Below are 18266 nucleotides of genomic sequence, written 5' to 3' on the forward strand. Positions count from 1 at the left end.
CCGGCTATGCTGCGCCACCCAGGCTGGTCGGCCCGGCGGTCGCCAGGCGCGCCATGTCCCGCACCGCAACGGTGAGGTGCGCATGGCCGGGTTGATCGATCGCCTGCAGCTCACCCATGCGCGCCCCGACGAAGGCGAGCGTGCGCTCGTTCGCGGCGCGCCATTGCGCCAGCGGTTCGGCGCCGTCGAAATCGAGCACCTGGGCGACGATCTGCTGGTGAATGCGATAGCTGTCGCTGCGCAGACTGGTACGCGCCAGCGCCGCCCAGCGGCCATTCGCCGGCAACCCGTGGATCGCATGCTGCAGCCAGTCCACGGAGAGTTCGTCGCCGAGGGCGAAATACAGCCGTGCGACTTCGTCGATGTCACGCCCGCGATCCTCGGCCAGCGAGACGATATCCATGATGCCGCCGCCGGCGTCGGCGCTTGCGATGCGGCAGGCGAAAGCGTCGTCGAGACCCGCTTCGGTCCATTCGGCACGATCGGCCTGCCAGCGGCGGGCATAGCCTCCCACCAGAAAATCCGGCAGCTGTTCGAGCAACCGGCGGGCGCCGGCCTGATAGCGCGACACCAGCGAGGACAGATCGCCCTCGATGCCCGGCGTACCCAGCAGCCAGCTCATGGCGTGCTTGAGCAGGCCGATCACGATCTTGTGCAGCGCGTACTGGTGCGCGGTGGCCAGGCGGTTGTCCCAGGACTCGATTTCGCTGAACAGCGCCTCGCCGTCGAGCCAGGCATCGGCAAGCACGTAAGCCCGGACCGCGGCATCCATGCGCGCACCGAAACCCGCCGGCAGCCGGTGTGCCGTCGCTATGCCGAGCCGGTCGACCATCTGATTGGTGACCAGCGTGGTGATCAGCTCCCGCTTGAGGCGATGATCGAACACCGCCTGCGGGTACCGTTCGACCAGCGCATGCGGGAACCCCGAAGCAAGCAGATATTCGAACCAGGGATCATCCGGCAGGTCACCGGCGAGCACCGCATCGGCAAGCGCGATCTTGCTGTAGGAGATGAGCACCGCCAGTTCCGGCCGCGTCAGCCCCTGCCGGTTGCGCGCCCGCTCTTCAATGGTCTCATCGTCCGGCAGCCGTTCGAGGCGGCGATCGAGCCGGCCGTCGCGTTCGAGCGCCCGCATGAAGCTGATCTGCTCGTCGAAGCGCGTGAGTCCTTCCGCCTCCATGAGACTGATCTGTTGCGTCTGCAGATAATTTGTCGACAGCACGAGATCGATCACGTCCGGCGTCATCTGTGCGAGCAGCGCATTGCGATCCTCGCGGTCAACGGCACCGGCCGCTTCCACCGTGCCCAGCGCGATCTTGATATTGACCTCGAGATCCGACGAATCCACGCCGCCGGAGTTGTCGATGGCGTCGGTATTGAGCCGTCCGCCGGCGAGCGCGTATTCGATCCGTCCGGCCTGGGTGAGGCCGAGGTTGCCGCCCTCGCCCACCGCCTTGCAGCGCAGATCGCGGCCATCGACGCGCAAACCGTCGTTCGCGCGATCGCCGACCTGGGCGTGCGATTCCGAACGCGCCTTCACGTAGGTGCCGATGCCGCCGTTCCAGAGCAGGTCCACCGGCGCCTTGATGATCTGGTTCATCAGCGCGATCGGTGCAAGGCGTCGTTCCTCGATGCCGAGTGCGGCGCGCGCCTCGTCCGAGAGTTCGATGGTCTTCGCGCTGCGATCGAACACGCCGCCGCCGGCCGAGATCAGCGATTCGTCGTAGTCGCTCCACGCCGAACGCGGCATCTCGAACAGGCGCTTGCGCTCGGCGAAGCTCGTCGCCGGATCGGGATTCGGGTCGATGAAGATATGCAGGTGGTTGAAGGCCGCCACCAGCTTGATCTGTTCCGACAGCAACATGCCGTTGCCGAACACGTCGCCGCCCATGTCGCCGATACCGACCACCGTGAACGGCTCGGTCTGAATGTCGTGATCGAGTTCGCGGAAATGCCGCTTGACCCCCTCCCAGGCGCCGCGGGCGGTGATGCCCATGGCCTTGTGGTCGTAACCGGCGGAGCCGCCGGACGCGAAGGCATCGTCGAGCCAGAAACCGTATTCCTGCGACAGCCCGTTGGCGATGTCGGAGAACGTGGCCGTACCCTTGTCGGCGGCAACCACGAGATAGGGGTCGTCCGGGTCACGCCGCACCACGCGCTCGGGCGGCGCCACCGCGTCGCCGACGCGATTGTCGGTGATGTCGAGCAAACCGCGTATGAAGGTCTTGTAGCAGGCGATGCCGCGGGCCTGGCGCGCCTCGCGGGATTCGTCGGCCGGCGCGTTCTTGACCACGAAACCGCCCTTGGCGCCGACCGGCACGATCACCGCGTTCTTGACCATCTGGGCCTTCATCAGCCCCAGCACCTCGGTACGGAAATCCTCGCGCCGGTCCGACCAGCGCAGGCCGCCGCGGGCCACCTTGCCGCCGCGCAGATGCACGCCCTCGACCTCCGGCGCGTAGACGAAGGTCTCGAACATGGGCAGCGGCCGCGGCAGTTCGGGCATGTCGCCCGGATCCAGCTTGATGCTCACATACGGCTTGGCCTGCCCGTGTGCGTCGGGCTGGAAATAGTTCGTGCGCAGGGTCGCGTTGATCACGCCGTGAAAGGCGCGCAGCACGCGATCGGCGTCCAGACTGGCCACCGCGTCGAGCATGGCCGCGATTTCGTCCTGATCGGGCGCGGCGCCATCGTCGGCCGCTCGATCCGGGTCGAAACGGGACTCGAACAGCGCCACGAAGCGCGCGACCAGATCGGCGTGTCCGGCCAGCTGTTCCTGAATGTAGTCCGGCGAAAACGGCAGTTCGGTCTGCAGCAGGTAGCGGGTGATGGTGCGCACCAGCACGACCTGACGCGGGGTGAATCCGGCGCTGATGATCAGCCGGTTGAGGCCGTCGTTCTCGGCGGTACCGGCGATCACCGCCGCGAAAGCCTGCGCGATGCTTTTGCCGCGGCTGGCATCACGCAACGCATCGGCCTGCGGGTGATCGGCTTCGTATTCGTGTATCCACTGCGGCGTGTGGCCGGGGCGCTGGATGAGGTATGGCCGCTGGGTATGCACGGACAACCCGAAGTTCTCCAGCACCGGCATGGTCGTGGACAGCAGCATCTCCGCGCCGCTGCCGTAGAGCTTGAGCTGAACATCGCCGTCGGCGACGCCGATGACCTGAAGCACGGGCGTATCGCCGTCGTCGATGCCGGCGAGCACGCGCGCATCGTCGACGGCGGCCTCCGCCGAGAAACGCTCGCGATAGCCGGCGTCGAAAGCGCGGGCATACGCCGGCATGAGCGAACCGGCGTGCTGCGCGGCCGCCGCGAAGCGATCCGGCCAGGCACGCGTGGCGGCCATGAGATGGGCTTCGAGCTCACGGGTATCGAAATCGCCCTCGCCGTCGCCCTCGATCGCGATCTGGTAATGAATACGCACCAGGGCGCCGCGCAGGAACTGGGCGTCGGACTCCTGGGCACGGCCGTCGAGACAGCGCGCCAGCTCGCCTTCGATCTGTTCGCGCAGTTCCAGCGTATAGCGTTCGCGCGGCATGTAGACAAGGCACGAGAAGAAACGCGCATAGCGATCCCGGCGCATGAACAGGCGCAGGCGCTCGGTTTCGCGCATGCCGAGCACGCCCATGACCGTGTTGTAGAGCTCGTCCTCCGAGGACTGGAACAGCTCGTCGCGCGGGAAGGTCTCGAGGATGTAGCGCAGGCTCTTGGCGCTGTGCGAGCGCGGGCGCAGGGCGGCGCGGGCCACCACGTCGCGCACTTTCTGGCGCAGCAGCGGAATCTGGCGCGGGCTCATCGCATAGGCCTCGCCCGAGAACAGACCCAGAAAGCGATGGGCGCCGATCACGTTGCCGGTGTCGTCCATGCGCTTGATCGCGATCACGTCCATGGTTTCGGCGTGATGGATCCAGGACCGTCGGTTGGCCTTGGCCACGACGAGAATGCGCGCGGACTGGGTGTACTTGTCGAGCGCGGCCGCCGGCGCGACATAGCCGTCCGGGTCGAGGCCGGCGCGGTCCTCGCGCAGCAGACCGAGACTGGTGCCGGGCGTGTCGACCATGACCTCGGCGTCGTCGTCGCCGCTTTGCACCTCGCGCTGGCGATAGCCGAGCAGGGTGAAGTGATCGTCCGCGAGCCAGCGCAGGAACGCCTGGGTCTGCTCGCATTCGTCGATATCGACGCCGCTGGGCACGGTATCCAGCTCGGCGACGACCTTCTGCAGCTGGCGCCGCATGGCCTGCCAGTCGCCGACCACGGCCTGCAAGTCGCCGAGATTGTGCGCCACGCGCTCGACCAGCGCATCGCTTTCAAGACCCGTGGGCGCCGCGAACTCGAGCCGTACCAGCGACTCCTCGTCGCCGTGGTTCGTGCTTTCCGCTGCCGAGCGGATGTCGCACGGCACGCCGGACTCGTCGCGGGCGACGCGCATGATGGGGTGCATCATCCAGTCGATATCGGCCCCGGTCTCACGCACCGCCATGCTGATGGTGTCGACGAGAAACGCCATGTCGTCCGCGACAGCGATGAGCGCGGTATCGCAATGCCCTTCGCGGCCGTCGAGCTCGTGAACACGGATATGCGGTTCGCCGAGGCGGCGCGGCTCACAGATCAGCTCGAACTGGTCACAGACCGCAGCATAGAGGGCATCGACCGAACGCGCCGCGATGGCGTCGAGCGTGATGCCTTCGAACCAGGCATCGACAAAGCGCAGCATGAGGTCGCGCTGGCTTGCCGGCTCGTAGGTGCCCGCCCGGGCACGGACGTCTGCAACTATCGTGGCTATCGTGCTCATCACCCGCCGCCCTTTGGATACGCGTTGTCCGATGCCGCCACCCTAGGGCCTATGGCCGTTTTATGCGAGCCCGCGTTGGAGACCGCAAATCGTGTTCTGCAAGGCGCGAGTCGCCGCCTCGTGGCGTGCCACGATCAAGACTCGCAACGCCGCAGAGCATGATTTGCGGCCCAACCCTTCGGGACAAGAGCCGTTTTCCGGCAATCCAGCGTTCTAGCCCGCTTGCGCAGAATGACTGCGCGGCGCGCGCTACGCCTCGTCTTGCCGCCCCTAGTAAATTTTTTAGGCAGCGCTTGGCGCGGACGCGGATAAAACGGCCACAGGCCCTAGACCCAGGTGTATGGCATTAACAAGCGCTGTCGAGGCGGGCGCTGAGCGGGAAAACGCGACTTGTCGGCTTCGCCGGTCTGCGCGGGGTCAAAGCCGCCGCGCCGACGACCACCGTGTCGATCCCGATAAGCCGCGCGGGACGCGGTTTCGGGCGGGCGACGGGTTATTTGGTATCCGGCTGGTTGTCCGGATCAGCGGCCTGGAAGGCAGCTAGTGTCATGCAGGCGCGATGCACACGACGGATGGTGGGATACCCGCTCAGATCGACGTCATAGCGCTCGGCCATGGAGACCTGCGGCACCAGGCACACATCGGCCAGGCTCGGGCGCGCGGTAAAACAATAGCTGTTCTCGTCGTTCTCGCGGGCCTGGTTGGCGAGAATGGATTCCATCGGCGCAAAGGCCTTGTGGATCCAGTGCTCGAACCATTCCCGGCGTTTTTCGTAAGCCACGTTCATGCCGTCGCGCAGGTAGCGCAGCACGCGCAGGTTGTTCAGCGGGTGGGTATCGGCGATCGCGATCTGGGCAAAGGAACGGATCCGTGCGCGCTCAGCGATGTCGCCGTGCAGCAGCGGCCGTTCAGGATAGCGCTCCTCCAGGTATTCTAGAATGGCCGATGACTGGGATATGACCAGATCGTCCTCGGCCCAGAGCGCGGGAATGAGGCCCTGCGGATTGACGTTGAGATAGCTCAGCCGATCGCCGCGGGTATGGTCCATATCCGTGAAGATGGACTTGTACGACACACCCTTGTAGTTGAGAGCGATACGCACGCGATGCGCGGACACACTGCGATGATGCGTGAATAGTTGAAGCATGCCGCAACCCGGCTTGTGAACGTCTTGTGATGCCCCGATTCTAGCAAATGCGGGCCGCCGAAAACCTCGAAAGCGTGCCCGCGTCCCCCTTCTACCGACCCTTGTTTCGCATGAGCCAGGAAATCGATTCCACGCCCGTCACCCGCAGCGAGATCGAGCGCAATGTCCTGCTCGTGACCTATGTTCTCTACGGCCTGGGCTTCTTTTCGATCATCACCGCCGTGGCCGGCGTGATCATCAACCACGTCAAGCTGCGCGACTGTCGCGACCCCGTGGCCTACAGCCACCACCGCTGGCTGATGCGCACCTTCTGGTTCACGGTGCTCTGGTCGCTGGTCTGCCTGGTGCTCACCACCGTGATGATCGGCTTCATCGGCTACGTGATTCTCTGGCTATGGGGCCTGTATCGCTTCATCCGCGGTGTACTCGCCTTCGCCGAGCACCGCGCCCTGCCCGGGCCCACATCGTGAGCGTGCAGGAATCATCGCCGGCCGTAGAGACGAGCAACTTCGGCGTCACCTTCGGTTATATCGGCGCGGGCACGATCGCCGCCGCACTCTGGCTCGGGGTGGGCATTCTGCTCATTCCGGTGATGGCCGTGGTCGCGCTCGTGCACTGGTGGGCCGCGGCGGCGCAGACACCGCTGGTCGCGTCGCACCATCGCTGGCTCGGCCGGCACCATGCGATCTCGGTGCTGGCCCTGCTGCTCGTGCTGTTCGCGCCGCTGGCGGCACTGCCCACGCTCTACAACAGCGCGCTTACCGTGCTCAACACGCTGGCGTACGCGCCGCATCCGGTCGAGACCCTGGCCGCCGCCTGGCCGGAACTGGGCATCGGCACGCTCATGCTGGCGCTGTTCATCGCAACCGCGGGCTGGATTCTGGTCACCCTCTGGCTGAGCATCCGGCTGGTACGCCGGTGGCTGCGCTGGGCGGACCGGCGCGCGGCCTGAACGTTTGATTCGGGCCGGCGACCCGCTCCACGCGACACATCCAGTCAAAACGCCCGTGGGTCGAGTACGGACCGACGGGCCTGCAGAGTTGCGCTGCGGGCGCCGATAACACGCTGTATGCGCGTCATGAGGCGCCTTGGCCTTGTGTTAACGTCCATTCTTTCATTTGAACAGGATGCCGGGTGGATCACGGCGATTCATCGCCCCACGGCGCGCGGCTCGAGCAAGCTCGCATACCGTGAACGTGACCGGCATCGGGTTCCGAACACGATGGCCGTGCCGGCCATCCAGATCACTGGAGGGCGATTCATGGCCCAAGTCACAAGCAGCGGCCTGAGCGATCCGGCGCGCCTCGCCGAAGATTTCGAACAAGTACTCGAACGACTCGAGGCCGCGCGCACCTTCGGCAAGGCCATGCAGCAGCAACAGCTCATGGCCCGCGCACAAAAGCTGCTGCGCAGCCCGGAAGGCATTCGCCATCTGTATGCCTACGCGCCGCGTTTCGATGCCGGCGGCGTATTCGCCGGCGGTGACTGGGAAAAGCCGGAGATGCTGGTGCCGGCGCTGGTCAGTGGCACCCTGCGCGGCGGCGGCATCAACGCAACGCTCGAATGCCTGAGCGAGTTGCGCATGCTCGCGATCGCCGAAGGCCACAGCGATCACACCGGCATGCCGCCGAACGACGCCCGCCGCTTTCTGCAGCAGATACTGGCGAGCAATCTCGATCTGCTGTTTCCGGTGGCGACCGAGGAAACCCGCGAGGCCGACCCGGCCGCCGCAGAACGGGTCAAGAACCTGTTCGATTTCATTCTCGAACACCTGGGTACGGCCGCCATTCTCGACGCCCTTATTCAGGAAGCCGAACGCGTGCTGCTGCAGCGCCCGATCATGGTCCAGCGTGTCGAAGCGCTGTTGCGCGCCGCCGATCGCGCGACGCACGAGCTGCCCGACGACGACCCGTCCGTCGCGCGCGCACGCGAGTGGATGAACGCGCTCAACGGCCCGACACCCCTGTCGCGTGCCGGTACGCGCGACGACTACGCCGCCGCGCTCACCCAGCTGGATATCAACGCGCTTGCCGAGGAAGCCCACAATTTCGGCCAGGCGATGGCGCGCACCGGCCTGGTGTCGCCGCACCATGCGGATCTGTTGCGCCATCTGGTCGACAACGCCCCAGAGCTGGTCGGCCCGGCTCTAGCGCTCAACGCGGTGGGCAAGGTGAGCCTCGGCGCCCATCAGACGCTAATCTCCGATCTCATCCGCTTTGCGATCTGGCGCGAGACCGCGCGTTCCATCTACGGGCTGTCGAAGCTGCTCGAACAGGGCATGACCTTCATACGCCCGGTACTGCCGGGCCTGCGCCGGCTGATGGTGCTGGCAATACATCCGAGCGTGGGCGAACAGCTGCGCAACGCCAGCGAATGGCAGGACCCGCCCGACGCGAACGTGCTGCTTCTGGCGGGCACGCTGTCGGTGCTCGGCCAGCCACGCGGCGTCGATCAGGGCCACAACCCCACCTGCCAGGCCGCACGCGCGATCAGCCTGTGGGCACAGAACGATGTCGGTTATCTGCTGGAGCTGATCGCTTTCGCGGCCCGCGAAAACGAGCTGACCATGCACTTCGAGGGCCAGACGATCCGCTCAAGCGAACTGTCGTTCGGGCTGGCAACGACGCTGCATACCGAGCTCGACCCCGTTTCGCTGCTGCTCACCCCGCATCTCGACCGCATCTACATGGAAATGAGCCGGCAAACGATCGGCCGATCCGGCGACGGCCATCGATGGGTCAACCCGGAACTGCACGGCTGGTGGGTACACCGCGGCTTCGGCGAGCTACTGGATACAGCCACCGGCGGCGTCCACCGCTGCGACGATTTCATCCGCGCGTTCTATGCGTCGTATCACCCGCTCTACAACGGGGGGCGCGACCTGGTCTACGCCCAGCCCTGCGGAATCGCGACCACCGACTACAGCGGTGCGCTTGTCGGCTGGCACGCAATCTCCATCCAGCGCGTTGCCTATGACCCGGCCGGCGAATGGCGTGTCTACTTCTTCAACCCGAACCGCGACAAGGGTCAGAACTGGGGTCAGGACATCATCACCTCGACCCACAGCCACGGTGAACTCGAAGGCGAGTCGTCGCTGCCATTCGAACAGTTCATCGCCCGCGTCTATGTCTTTCACTACAAGAGCCGCGAGATCGGCGACGCCAGCATCGTGCCGGACGAGGCCGTAGCGCGTATACGCGCGTTGATTGCGGAAAGCTGGGCTGCGCAGCTGCCCTGGAACGACGGCTGATACCCCTTACGCGACAACGACAGGCATTAAAAAGGCCGCGCCGGGAAAGCCGGCGCGGCCTTTTTCGTTTCGGCTTGTACGTCCTGTCTAGACGTAGAAGTCGAGCTCTTCCTGGTGCCTGAGCAGATCACGCAGCTGGTGCGGATTGTCGCCAAAGAAAAACACCAGACCCCAGTGGGTGCCGAACGCCGTACGCTTGGTGACGGTGTCCTGCAGCGGGGCAGTGAGCTCGTGGAAATCGAAGTACGGATGCTCTTCGGTTTCCTTGGGGATCTCGAGCTTGCTGACCACGCGTCGACGCGGATAGACGCCGAAGCAGCCCGCATAGCCCTTGGCATCCTTGACCGGCTCGGGGAAGAAGTTGTCGATCTCCTCCTGCGTGGTCTTCGGATCCATGACCAGAATCGTGGCCTGATAGGCGTTGAAGCCATAGGCACGCTCGATCAGCTCGAAGGCTTTGAAACCCGGCGGACGGTAGGCGACTTCACCGAAGTACATGGTGCCGTCGGAGGTCACGAAGTACTCGGGATGAATCTGACCGAACTTGATGTCGAAGGTTTTGATGAGCTTCTCGATCTGTTCGGTAATCGCATTACGCCAGCTCTCGAGCTCCGGCGTGGCCGGCACGAACACGGAGTAGCCGAGCGTCACGTACTCGGAGATGTTCAGGAACTGGATCTTGCCGTCCCAGATCCAGGCTTCCACCGCGAATTCCCAGCCGTCGAGGTGGCTTTCCATGAGCAGCGGGTATTCGCTTTCCGGAATCGCATCGATCTCCTCGACCGTGCGGATCATCCGGTGGCCCAGGCAACCGGCCTTGTCGAACGCCTTCAGGTGGATCGGATCCTGGGGGTCGCCGTCGAGCTTGAGCAGCGTCTGGTTCACGCGCTTGAAGAAGCGATAGACATCGTCCATCTCGTGGGCTTCTTCGAAAATACCCACACGGATGCCGCCGAGCTGCGCGCGACGCTTCATCAGCGCCTTGTCACGGAAGAGCACCGCCTGGCCGTGCAGGCGCGGGTTGTCCATGAGCACGGAGTTGATAGCACCGGCCCATTCCACCGTCTCCTCGAACAGCGGAATGGCAACGTCAACACCCTCTTCCTTGAGCTTTTCCGCAATTTCCATGGAGCGGTCGTTCAGACGCTCGAAATTCCATGGAATGTAAGGGATATCATGCTGCTTGCAGTAGTCTTCAGCCCAATCCGGGGCGACGACCACATAGCGCCGATCAAAACGATCGGCAGCCTCGATCGCACCGAGCGACCAGCCCAGCAGTGCGACATAACCCTTTTCCGGATTCTTTTCTGTCATATTTGCCTCAAAGTCGGATTCTCTTAGACCGTAGCACAAACGCCGTGCGGCTGATGGTCAGCGCGTCCATGATCGACGACTGGGATCCATACAGCGACCACCTCTTGTACGCCGCGGCCGAGATGCGTGCAATACCGTTGGACAGCCGCTCCTCACGGGCGTTCGCGGCGGAATGGCGGCCGGCTAACGATTGTTGAAAATTGCCACCGGCGCGGCCGCCCGAACCGCTATTCGGACAACGGCCAGAGCCGCGCTGCGCCGCGCACGCCGGACGCATCGCCGTGGGCCGCCGGCAACAGCGGCGTGTCGATCGACTCGGCAAAGGCATGCTGTGCCCAGATCTTGGGTACTTCGCTATAAAGCCAGCGAATCTGGGACAGGCCACCGCCCACCACGATGACGTCCGGGTCGACGATGTTGACGACCATGGCCATCGAGCGCGCGACGCGCTGCAGCCATACCTTGAGCGTCGCCCCGGCCAACCGCTCACCGGCTTCTGCACGCTGCACGATCTCGTGCGCAGGCAGGTTGTAGCCGCCGCGACGCACGTGGTCGGCCGTCATGCCCGGCCCGGAAAGCCACGCTTCCAGACAGCTATCCAGACCACACCAGCACCGCGGTGGCTGGCGCGCCTCGGCCGACGTCTGCCACGGCAGGCAGGTATGCCCCCATTCCCCGGCCAAGCCGTTGCGTCCAGTGATCAGTTGCCGGTCGATCACGACACCACCCCCGACCCCGGTTCCCAGAATCACGCCAAAGACGTTGCCGTGGCCGGCACCGGCGCCGTCGCGGGCTTCCGACAGCGCCAGGCAGTCGGCGTCGTTGGCCAGCCGCACGTCGCGCGACAATGCAGACGCCAGGTCGGCGCCCAACGGCTTGCCGTTCAGACATTGCGAGTTGGCGTTGCGCAGGCGCCCGGTCGAGGCCAGCACACTGCCCGGCGTGCCCACGCCCAGCGGGAGACCGGCCTGGTCCACGTCCTGTTCCAGCGCATGGACCAGATCCACGATGGCTTCCACGGTCTCGCGATAGCCGCCGTTCGGCGTGTCGATCCGACGTTCGGCGCATACCGCGGCGTCGCCGTCGAGCACGATGCCGGCGATCTTGGTGCCGCCGAGATCCACACCGATACGCAGGCCGCGATCCGGGTTGGATACGCCGCTCATGTCACGCTCCTGTCATGGCGCGGCGCCAGTATTCCGGGAACGACAGCAAAGACAACGCGGACATTCGAGGGCAGACTCATGATTCGCAAGAAACTCCGATTTCTCGGCTATATTATCGCGACACGGCTGGTCGTGGGCGCCGTTCCCTTCGGCCGGGTGGACGGCGCCGCGTCGGAGGTCTAACCCCGGCGCTCCGGCGATTTCTCAACCATCAGGGCGTGGGCGCGATTGCCGCGTCCAGCAGCGCGCCGCAGTCATCATCCAGTTTGTGGGTGATCAGGTCGTCCGCGCGCGTGCGGCCGCGATTGATCGCCATGATCGGCAGCCCGTTGCGCGCCGCTTCACGCACGAAACGAAACCCCGACCAGACCATCAGGGACGACCCGACCACGAGCACGGCGTCCGAGCGTGCCAGCCCGTTCCAGGCACGGTTGACCGTGCGTCGCGGCACGGCGCCACCAAAAAAGACCACGTCCGGCTTGAGAATGCCGCGACAGACCGGGCAGTCGGGCACCACGAACGCCGCGTAATCCACGTCGCCGAGCTCGATGTCGCCGTCCGGTCGAATCGCATCGCTGTCGTGCAGCCACCCCGCATTCGCGGCGACGAGCATCTCCTGGACCCGGTGACGCGAAAGCCGCGTGTTGCAGTCCAGACAGATCACCCGATCGAGGCGTCCATGCAAGTCCACGACCGCTCGACTGCCCGCCGCCTGGTGCAGGCCATCCACGTTCTGGGTGACGAGCAGCGAGGTGGCGCCGGCCTTGCCGAGGCGGTGGAGCGCGTGATGGGCGGCGTTCGGGCGTGCCCGCGCCACCGCCGGCCAGCCTGCCATGCTGCGTGCCCAGTAGCGTTTGCGCTTGGCCTGCTGGCTGACGAACGCCTGATGCTGGATCGGCGTGGCGCCTTTCCAGCCGCCGTCCCGGTCGCGGTAATCCGGTATGCCGGACAGCGTGCTGATGCCGGCGCCGGTGAGCACGAACAGCTGCCGATGCGCATCGAGAAATTCCCTGAGCCGGTCGACATGATCGGCCCGCGGCGCAGCGACACCGGCATCGGAGTGAACGGCGTCCGACAGACTCAAGCCGATGCTCCCACGTTGATGCCGCGCGTGGCGAGGTCGCGCTCGAGCGTGGCGACATCGGTGAACTGTATTGCCTGCCAGCCGGCGGTGCGCGCACCGTCGACATTGATTTGACGGTCGTCGATCAGCAGGCAGCCGGCGGGCGCAACATCCAGCGCGGCCGCGATATGGGCGAAACCACGCGGGTCCGGCTTGGCGACACCCAGCTCCTGGGAGGCGAATGCACGCTCGATATACGCAAAGAAACCGAACTGTCGCAGCATGTATCGCCAGTGCGTCGCGTTGGTGTTGCTGTAGCAGGCAATACGATGGGCCGCGGCCAGGCGAGCCAGCAATGCGACGGTGTCCCGTTTCTCGCCAAGCAGCATGGCTTCGATTTCCGCGATCAGGACGCTGTAGTCGAGCGGACGGTCGAGACTGTCGTTCAAGGCGGCATGGAAACCGGCTTCGTCGAGCGTGCCGATCTGGAAACGCTCGGCCAGCGAGTACGGGGTCTCGACGAAGCGCTCGCGCAACAGCGGCTCGAGTAGGGCTTCGGACGTTTCACTGCGGCGTGCCAGCGCGGCCAGCGTGACCTCCGCGGGCGCCACGTCGACGAGCACGCCGCCGAGATCGAATACTAGCCAGGAGACGGGATGGTTCATGCGCGACAGTTTACGTGCGTCGGCGTGACACCGATGCGTCACGATTCATGCCCGGTACGGACGATACGACGGTGTGATCAATGAACCGAATCCTGCAGGCGGCCGCATTCGGCATCGTATTGGGTCTGTGCACCGGTTGCGCCGGCATACGCGAGGCCGGCCAGCCGATGCTGGGCGTCGGCAGCACTGTTCGGCTGCATACCGCGCTCGTGGTGCCCGAGCGACGCTGGAGTGTCTATCTGCAGGACAGCAAGCCGCAACGCCTTGCGACCATCGACGAATCGCGTGGCTATTGCGAACTCAAGGTGCATGGCCCCAAGCCGACGGCCCAGCATATCGCGCCGGGTGTGTTCATCGTCACCAGCGCCCGGCGACGGCTCGACCGAACCGCGGCGCGCGAGATACGAATCGCATCGATAGGCGCGCTCGCCAATACGGGATTCGAGCGGCGTTACCGCGCGTACGAGAGCGAAATGTCGCTGTCCGGCGCCGACGACATCCGGGCCTTCACCTGCACGGTGTTGCAGGAAGCCGGGCTCGGCCGCTACATGACGCTGGCCGAGGCCCGGTCCGTGGTCGGCGACGTGCTGTCGCTGCAGCCGGCGTCAGCTGTCGGCGTCGAGCAGTGAATTGACCTTGTTGATGTAGCCTTCCATCGCGTCGTCGGCACTGGTGCCCTTGAGCTTGGCCCAGGCATCGTACTTCGCACGACCCTTGAAATCGGTCATGCCGGGCCGCTTGCCCTCGACATCGCCAACGGTGGCCTGCTTGAAATGGGCGTATAGGGCGAGCAGATCGTCGTTGCTCGGGCGCGACGACAGCGTTTCCACATCTTTCTGCGCCTGTTCGAAGCGGGCCTGAAGGTCTTCTGCCATATCCGTCTCCTGGAAAATGCAGTGATGGTGAACGCCCAGTCTAAGCGCGCCGCCGCTGCCATGTCATGAACCGATGCGCCGGCGTATCACCGCTGGCGGCAACCGCTGTCTCGTCGACCAGTTCCCAGGCCGACCAGTCGATTTCGGGGAACCACGTGTCGCCCTCGTAGGCGCTTTCGATACGCGTGAGCTGCAGCCGGCTCGCGCGTTCGAGGGCGAGCGCATAGACCTGCGCGCCGCCGATCACCATCAGCTCCGCGGCACCATCCCGTGCCGCGATGCCGATTGCGGTGTCGATACCGCCGACGCGCTGGACCCCGTCGGCGACAAACGCCGCGTCGCGAGTCAGCACGAGATTGCGCCGCTTGGGCAGCGCGCGGCCGATCGACTCGAAGGTGCGTCGGCCCATCAGAATCGGCTTGTTCAGGGTCTGCTGCTTGAACCAGCGCAAATCGCCCGGGATATGCCATGGCATGCCGCCATCGGCGCCGATCACGCCGTTTTGATCCATCGCAGCGATCAACGTCAGGGCAACGCCCGTAGCGTTCGTTGGCGATTCGGTTGGCAAGCGGGACTCCTTGTCGAGGTCGCATGCGCCCACGCGACGACTCAGGCGTCGAGCGCGGCCTCGTCCTCGATATCGTTGAGTTCGATCGTGAATGTCGTGCCGGTCTGGCCGGTTTCGGCCACGGTGAGATCACCGCCATGACGGCGGCAGATACGACGACACAGCGACAAGCCGATGCCGGTACCGTGATCCGGCGAGCCGTTTTTTCGAAACGGCTGGAATGCCAGCTCGGGCGATCCCAGGCCGCGCGCATTGTCCGCATAGCTGATCCGCACGCCGGCTGGTGCGTCGTCGCTCGATTCTGCTGCGATACGAATGCGCGGCGGCGTACCGGCGCGGCGATAGCGAATGCTGTTGTCGATCAGGTTCTGGAACAGCGCCCGCAACTGGGCGGCGTCGCCGGTCAGGCGCCCGAGCGTCGAGATATCGAAAGTGGCGCCATGTTCTTCGATGAGCACGGCGAGATCGGCGCGCACATCGTCGATGAGCGTATCCAGTTCGAGCGGCTCGACTTCCACGCTGCCGGTATCGATACGCGCCAGGCGCAGCATGCCGCCGATCATGCCCTGCATGCGATCGGCTGCCGCCTGCAGGCTTTCCAGTTGGCGCCGGCCCTGGTCGGTCAAACGCGGCGCCTCGGCGGCCTGCAGCTGGCGGGCATTGTGCTGCATCTTGCGCAGCGGCTCGCGCAGGTCGTGGGCAGCTGCCAGCACGCCCGCCCGGTCGCTCGCGCGGTCCAGCGGCGTGCGCTGACTGGAGGTGGCCGGCGGTTCGATCGGCGCGCTGGCCACATCGGCCGACTCCACAAGCAGCGTGAACCCGTTGAGGCGGCCTTCCGGCGTGCGTAACGGCAGCAACCGCGCCGTACGCAACGGCGCCTCACCGCCGTCGATGGGCGCGACGTTCACGCTGATCGGCCGCCGCGAGCGCACCGAACGATGCAGCGCGATCGGCCAGCTCGCCGCGTCGCGCAGCTGGATACAAACCTCGATCGCCCGGCCGAGGGTGTCCTCCACGTCGCAGCCGAGCCAGCTGGCCGCGCCCTCGCCCATGCCGCTGACCCGGCCGGTGAGATCGATACCCACCCACGCCGGGTCGTCGGTGGCGCGGGTCAGATTAAGTCGATGGGCCGCCGCAAGGTTCTCGTTGGCCGCCACGGTGTCGACCGCGCGGCGCGGGCCGGTGGCACGAACGAGCACGATGAAGCCGGCGATGTCGTCCTCGCCGTCGAGACGCGGCGACAGATCCATGACGCAGACACGGCGCTGACCGGTGCGGGTCATCAGCGCGCCTTCCATACGTCCGCGCCCCTGGGCGCTGGCCTCGAACAGGGCACGCGGCAGCTCGGCTTCGAAGCGGCGCTCCTCCGGCAGCAACGTTTCCAGCCGCTGGCCCTGAACCTGGGACGCAATATGGCCGAGCAACGCTTCCGCGCTCGGATGCCATTCTTCGATCACACCGGCCGTATCAAGCAGGCACAGGGCGGCATCCGGCATCTGCTCGAGCAGCAGGCCGAGGGCGGCCGCGCCCAGGGACTGGGCGCGCGTTTCCGGTTCTTCGCGGAACATGGTGCTCACGCTGCTGCTTGTCCCCTACCCGCTGAAAGAATGAGCGACCGCGCCTAGTGAAAGAGCGCGCTCATCGGCGCGCTGTCCTGGAGCAGACGTGTGCAGTCCGCGACGGGCAGACCGGGCGCATAGAAAAAGCCCTGCCCGAACGCGCACTTGTTATCGACCAGAAATTGCCGCTGGTCGTTGGTTTCGACGCCTTCCGCGACCACCCGCAGACCGAGGCTCGCACCGAGGGCGATGATCGCCCGCGCCATGGCGCGATCGCGATTATTGTCGGTGACGCCCTGAAGAAAGCTCAAATCGATCTTCAGCGAGTCCACGGGCAGGCGCGTGAGGTAGCTCAGCGACGAATAGCCCTTGCCAAAATCGTCGATCACCACCTGCACGCCCAGATCCTTGAGTTGCTCGACCAGTGGATTGGTGTCGTCCGGGCCCAGCATGAGTGCGTTTTCTGTGAATTCCAGTTCGAGCAGGCGCGCGGGCATAGCCAGCCGCTCGATGAGCTCGCGCACCATGGGCAGGAAATCCTCGTCGCGGGCGTGCTGCGAGGACACATTGACCGCAAGCACCACGTCGTCGTCGAGCACACCGGCGTCACGCCAGCTCAGATACTGCTGGCACGCATGGGTCAGCGCCCAGCGCGTCAGCGCCCTAATACAACCCCGGGCTTCGGCGAGCGGCACGAATTCCTCGGGCGGGATCGGCCCCAGCCGCGGATGATTCCAGCGCGCCAGCGCCTCGAGCCCGACGACACGGCCGCTGTCCAGATCAAACTGCGGCTGATAGACCAGATGCAGCTCGTTCGCCTCGATGGCGGCGCGCAGCTCGTTCTCGAGACCGATACGCGATTCCGGCCGTCCGTCGTGCTCGCGGTCGAACCAGTGTGCGGTATCGCGCCCGCCCTGCTTGGCGAGATACATGGCGGCGTCGGCATTGTTGATTAGGGTGTTCGCGGCCGTGCCGTTTTCGGGATACGTCGCGACACCGATCGAGATGGTCACGAAGATCTTGTGCTCATCGATCACGATCGGCTTGCGAAACGACTCGAGCACGCCGTCCACCAGCTCGCGCACCACGTCCTTGTCGTCGGTATCCACCACGGCAACGAACTCGTCGCCACCGAGGCGGGCCAGCAACGGATGACCGCCACACTGTTCCTTGAGCCGGCTGGCCGACGTGGACAGCGCCTCGTCGCCCACGCCATGACCGAGACTGTCGTTGATCGACTTGAAGCCATCGAGGTCGAAATAAAGCACGGCGAAGGGATGGCGCTCACGCCGGGGCCGTTCGAGCATGTATTGCAGCCGCTCGAGCAGCACGGTTCGGTTGAACAGGCCCGTCACCTGGTCGTGGCGCGCGAGGTAGGTGAACTTGCGCTGGCTTTCGTAGTGCTGGATGGAATAGCGGATCGTGCGTTCGAGCAGCGTGGCGCTGAGTTCGCCCTTGGGCAGAAACTCGGCCGCGCCGGCTTCCATCACCGCCAGGTCGATGTCGTAGTCGTCGTGGGCGGTCAGAACCACGATCGGCGCACCGAGAGCGACCGCGGCCGGGCTGCGGATCAACTCCAGACCGGTATGGCCGTCGAGTTCGTAATCCAGCAGGCAGATATCGAACTCACCACGCCGCAGCGCTGCCAACCCGTCCGCATAGGAACCGGCCATGGTGAGGTCGTAACGACAACGCGGACCGGAACGCAGAAGATCCGCGAGCAGCGAACGATCCTCCGGATCGTTGTCCACGATAAGTACACGTACCGTTCGGGGTGGCGCCATATCTCCCGTGCCCAGTCAGCCGAGGTTCAGGCAAGTCTAGCGCAGAATATGCCGCCGTGACTGGCTGCTGAGCCGCGATC

14 protein-coding genes are annotated in these 18266 nt (G+C 65.3%); 4 read left to right on the plus strand and 10 right to left on the minus strand.

The window, feature by feature from the left end; translation table 11 throughout:
* Positions 1 to 4: 4 nt before the first annotated feature.
* Both J7355_RS15035 and maiA read right to left on the minus strand, forming a co-directional pair.
* Positions 5 to 4795 carry an NAD-glutamate dehydrogenase gene (locus J7355_RS15035; RefSeq protein ID WP_209064116.1) on the minus strand — a complete coding sequence of 1597 codons (4791 nt, stop codon included), beginning with the start codon at positions 4793 to 4795 and terminating at the stop codon, positions 5 to 7.
* 493 nt (positions 4796 to 5288) lie between these two features.
* On the minus strand, positions 5289 to 5942 hold the full coding sequence (maiA, locus tag J7355_RS15040) for a maleylacetoacetate isomerase (protein ID WP_209064118.1): 654 nt from the start codon (positions 5940 to 5942) through the stop codon (positions 5289 to 5291).
* Between the two features lie 110 nt (positions 5943 to 6052).
* Between maiA and J7355_RS15045 the strand changes: the two genes are divergently transcribed.
* The 3 genes from J7355_RS15045 (at position 6053) to J7355_RS15055 (ending at position 9192) form a co-directional block, all read left to right on the plus strand.
* Positions 6053 to 6412 (plus strand): hypothetical protein, encoded by a 360-nt coding sequence (locus tag J7355_RS15045; RefSeq protein WP_209064120.1) that lies wholly within the window; start codon positions 6053 to 6055, stop codon positions 6410 to 6412.
* Positions 6409 to 6894, plus strand: coding sequence for a hypothetical protein (locus J7355_RS15050; protein WP_209064121.1), 486 nt, complete (start codon positions 6409 to 6411; stop codon positions 6892 to 6894). The genes J7355_RS15045 and J7355_RS15050 overlap by 4 nt, the downstream gene beginning before the upstream one ends.
* A 309-nt stretch (positions 6895 to 7203) precedes the next feature.
* Complete coding sequence (locus tag J7355_RS15055) at positions 7204 to 9192, plus strand: hypothetical protein (protein ID WP_209064123.1); 1989 nt, start codon at positions 7204 to 7206, stop codon at positions 9190 to 9192.
* 87 nt (positions 9193 to 9279) lie between these two features.
* On the opposite strand, the gene J7355_RS15060 is transcribed toward J7355_RS15055, so the two are convergent.
* The 4 genes from J7355_RS15060 to J7355_RS15075 form a co-directional block, all read right to left on the minus strand.
* The gene (locus J7355_RS15060; protein WP_209064125.1) at positions 9280 to 10506 is read right to left on the minus strand and encodes a carboxylate--amine ligase; all 1227 of its coding nucleotides are present in this window, start codon (positions 10504 to 10506) and stop codon (positions 9280 to 9282) included.
* Between the two features lie 227 nt (positions 10507 to 10733).
* The gene (locus tag J7355_RS15065; protein WP_209064127.1) at positions 10734 to 11672 is read right to left on the minus strand and encodes an ROK family protein; all 939 of its coding nucleotides are present in this window, start codon (positions 11670 to 11672) and stop codon (positions 10734 to 10736) included.
* Positions 11673 to 11883: 211 nt separating this feature from the next.
* Positions 11884 to 12756, minus strand: a complete 873-nt coding sequence (locus tag J7355_RS15070; RefSeq protein WP_247740024.1) for an NAD-dependent protein deacetylase — start codon at positions 12754 to 12756, stop codon at positions 11884 to 11886.
* A complete protein-coding gene (locus J7355_RS15075; protein ID WP_209064129.1) occupies positions 12753 to 13400 on the minus strand; it encodes an HAD-IA family hydrolase in 648 nt (215 codons plus the stop codon). Before J7355_RS15075 ends, J7355_RS15070 begins: the two co-directional genes overlap by 4 nt.
* A gap of 80 nt (positions 13401 to 13480) precedes the next feature.
* On the opposite strand from J7355_RS15075, the gene J7355_RS15080 reads away from it, so the two are divergent.
* The gene (locus J7355_RS15080; protein ID WP_209064131.1) at positions 13481 to 14029 is read left to right on the plus strand and encodes a hypothetical protein; all 549 of its coding nucleotides are present in this window, start codon (positions 13481 to 13483) and stop codon (positions 14027 to 14029) included.
* Here the strand turns inward: J7355_RS15080 and J7355_RS15085 are convergent.
* From J7355_RS15085 to J7355_RS15100, 4 genes are read right to left on the minus strand one after another with little or no spacing between them, the layout of a single operon-like run.
* Positions 14006 to 14275, minus strand: a complete 270-nt coding sequence (locus J7355_RS15085) for an acyl-CoA-binding protein (RefSeq protein WP_209064133.1) — start codon at positions 14273 to 14275, stop codon at positions 14006 to 14008. The two genes, J7355_RS15080 and J7355_RS15085, sit on opposite strands and share 24 nt — an antisense overlap.
* A 40-nt stretch (positions 14276 to 14315) precedes the next feature.
* Positions 14316 to 14843, minus strand: a complete 528-nt coding sequence (locus J7355_RS15090) for a dihydrofolate reductase (protein WP_247740025.1) — start codon at positions 14841 to 14843, stop codon at positions 14316 to 14318.
* 41 nt (positions 14844 to 14884) lie between these two features.
* On the minus strand, positions 14885 to 16411 hold the full coding sequence (locus tag J7355_RS15095; RefSeq protein ID WP_209064135.1) for an ATP-binding protein: 1527 nt from the start codon (positions 16409 to 16411) through the stop codon (positions 14885 to 14887).
* Positions 16412 to 16464: 53 nt separating this feature from the next.
* On the minus strand, positions 16465 to 18186 hold the full coding sequence (locus J7355_RS15100) for a GGDEF domain-containing response regulator (RefSeq protein ID WP_209064137.1): 1722 nt from the start codon (positions 18184 to 18186) through the stop codon (positions 16465 to 16467).
* Positions 18187 to 18266: the final 80 nt, after the last annotated feature.

The sequence above is a fragment of the Endozoicomonas sp. G2_2 genome (genome assembly GCF_017744135.1).
Taxonomy (GTDB): Bacteria; Pseudomonadota; Gammaproteobacteria; order Nevskiales; family Salinisphaeraceae; genus Salinisphaera.

Bases quoted from the DNA above. Each gene is read 5' to 3' on its own strand.
- J7355_RS15035 (WP_209064116.1), bottom strand. From the start codon at position 4,795: ATGAGCACGATAGCCACGATAGTTGCAGACGTCCGTGCCCGGGCGGGC.
- maiA (WP_209064118.1), bottom strand. From the start codon at position 5,942: ATGCTTCAACTATTCACGCATCATCGCAGTGTGTCCGCGCATCGCGTG.
- J7355_RS15045 (WP_209064120.1), top strand. From the start codon at position 6,053: ATGAGCCAGGAAATCGATTCCACGCCCGTCACCCGCAGCGAGATCGAG.
- J7355_RS15055 (WP_209064123.1), top strand. From the start codon at position 7,204: ATGGCCCAAGTCACAAGCAGCGGCCTGAGCGATCCGGCGCGCCTCGCC.
- J7355_RS15060 (WP_209064125.1), bottom strand. From the start codon at position 10,506: ATGACAGAAAAGAATCCGGAAAAGGGTTATGTCGCACTGCTGGGCTGG.
- J7355_RS15065 (WP_209064127.1), bottom strand. From the start codon at position 11,672: ATGAGCGGCGTATCCAACCCGGATCGCGGCCTGCGTATCGGTGTGGAT.
- J7355_RS15075 (WP_209064129.1), bottom strand. From the start codon at position 13,400: ATGAACCATCCCGTCTCCTGGCTAGTATTCGATCTCGGCGGCGTGCTC.
- J7355_RS15080 (WP_209064131.1), top strand. From the start codon at position 13,481: ATGAACCGAATCCTGCAGGCGGCCGCATTCGGCATCGTATTGGGTCTG.
- J7355_RS15085 (WP_209064133.1), bottom strand. From the start codon at position 14,275: ATGGCAGAAGACCTTCAGGCCCGCTTCGAACAGGCGCAGAAAGATGTG.
- J7355_RS15095 (WP_209064135.1), bottom strand. From the start codon at position 16,411: ATGTTCCGCGAAGAACCGGAAACGCGCGCCCAGTCCCTGGGCGCGGCC.
- J7355_RS15100 (WP_209064137.1), bottom strand. From the start codon at position 18,186: ATGGCGCCACCCCGAACGGTACGTGTACTTATCGTGGACAACGATCCG.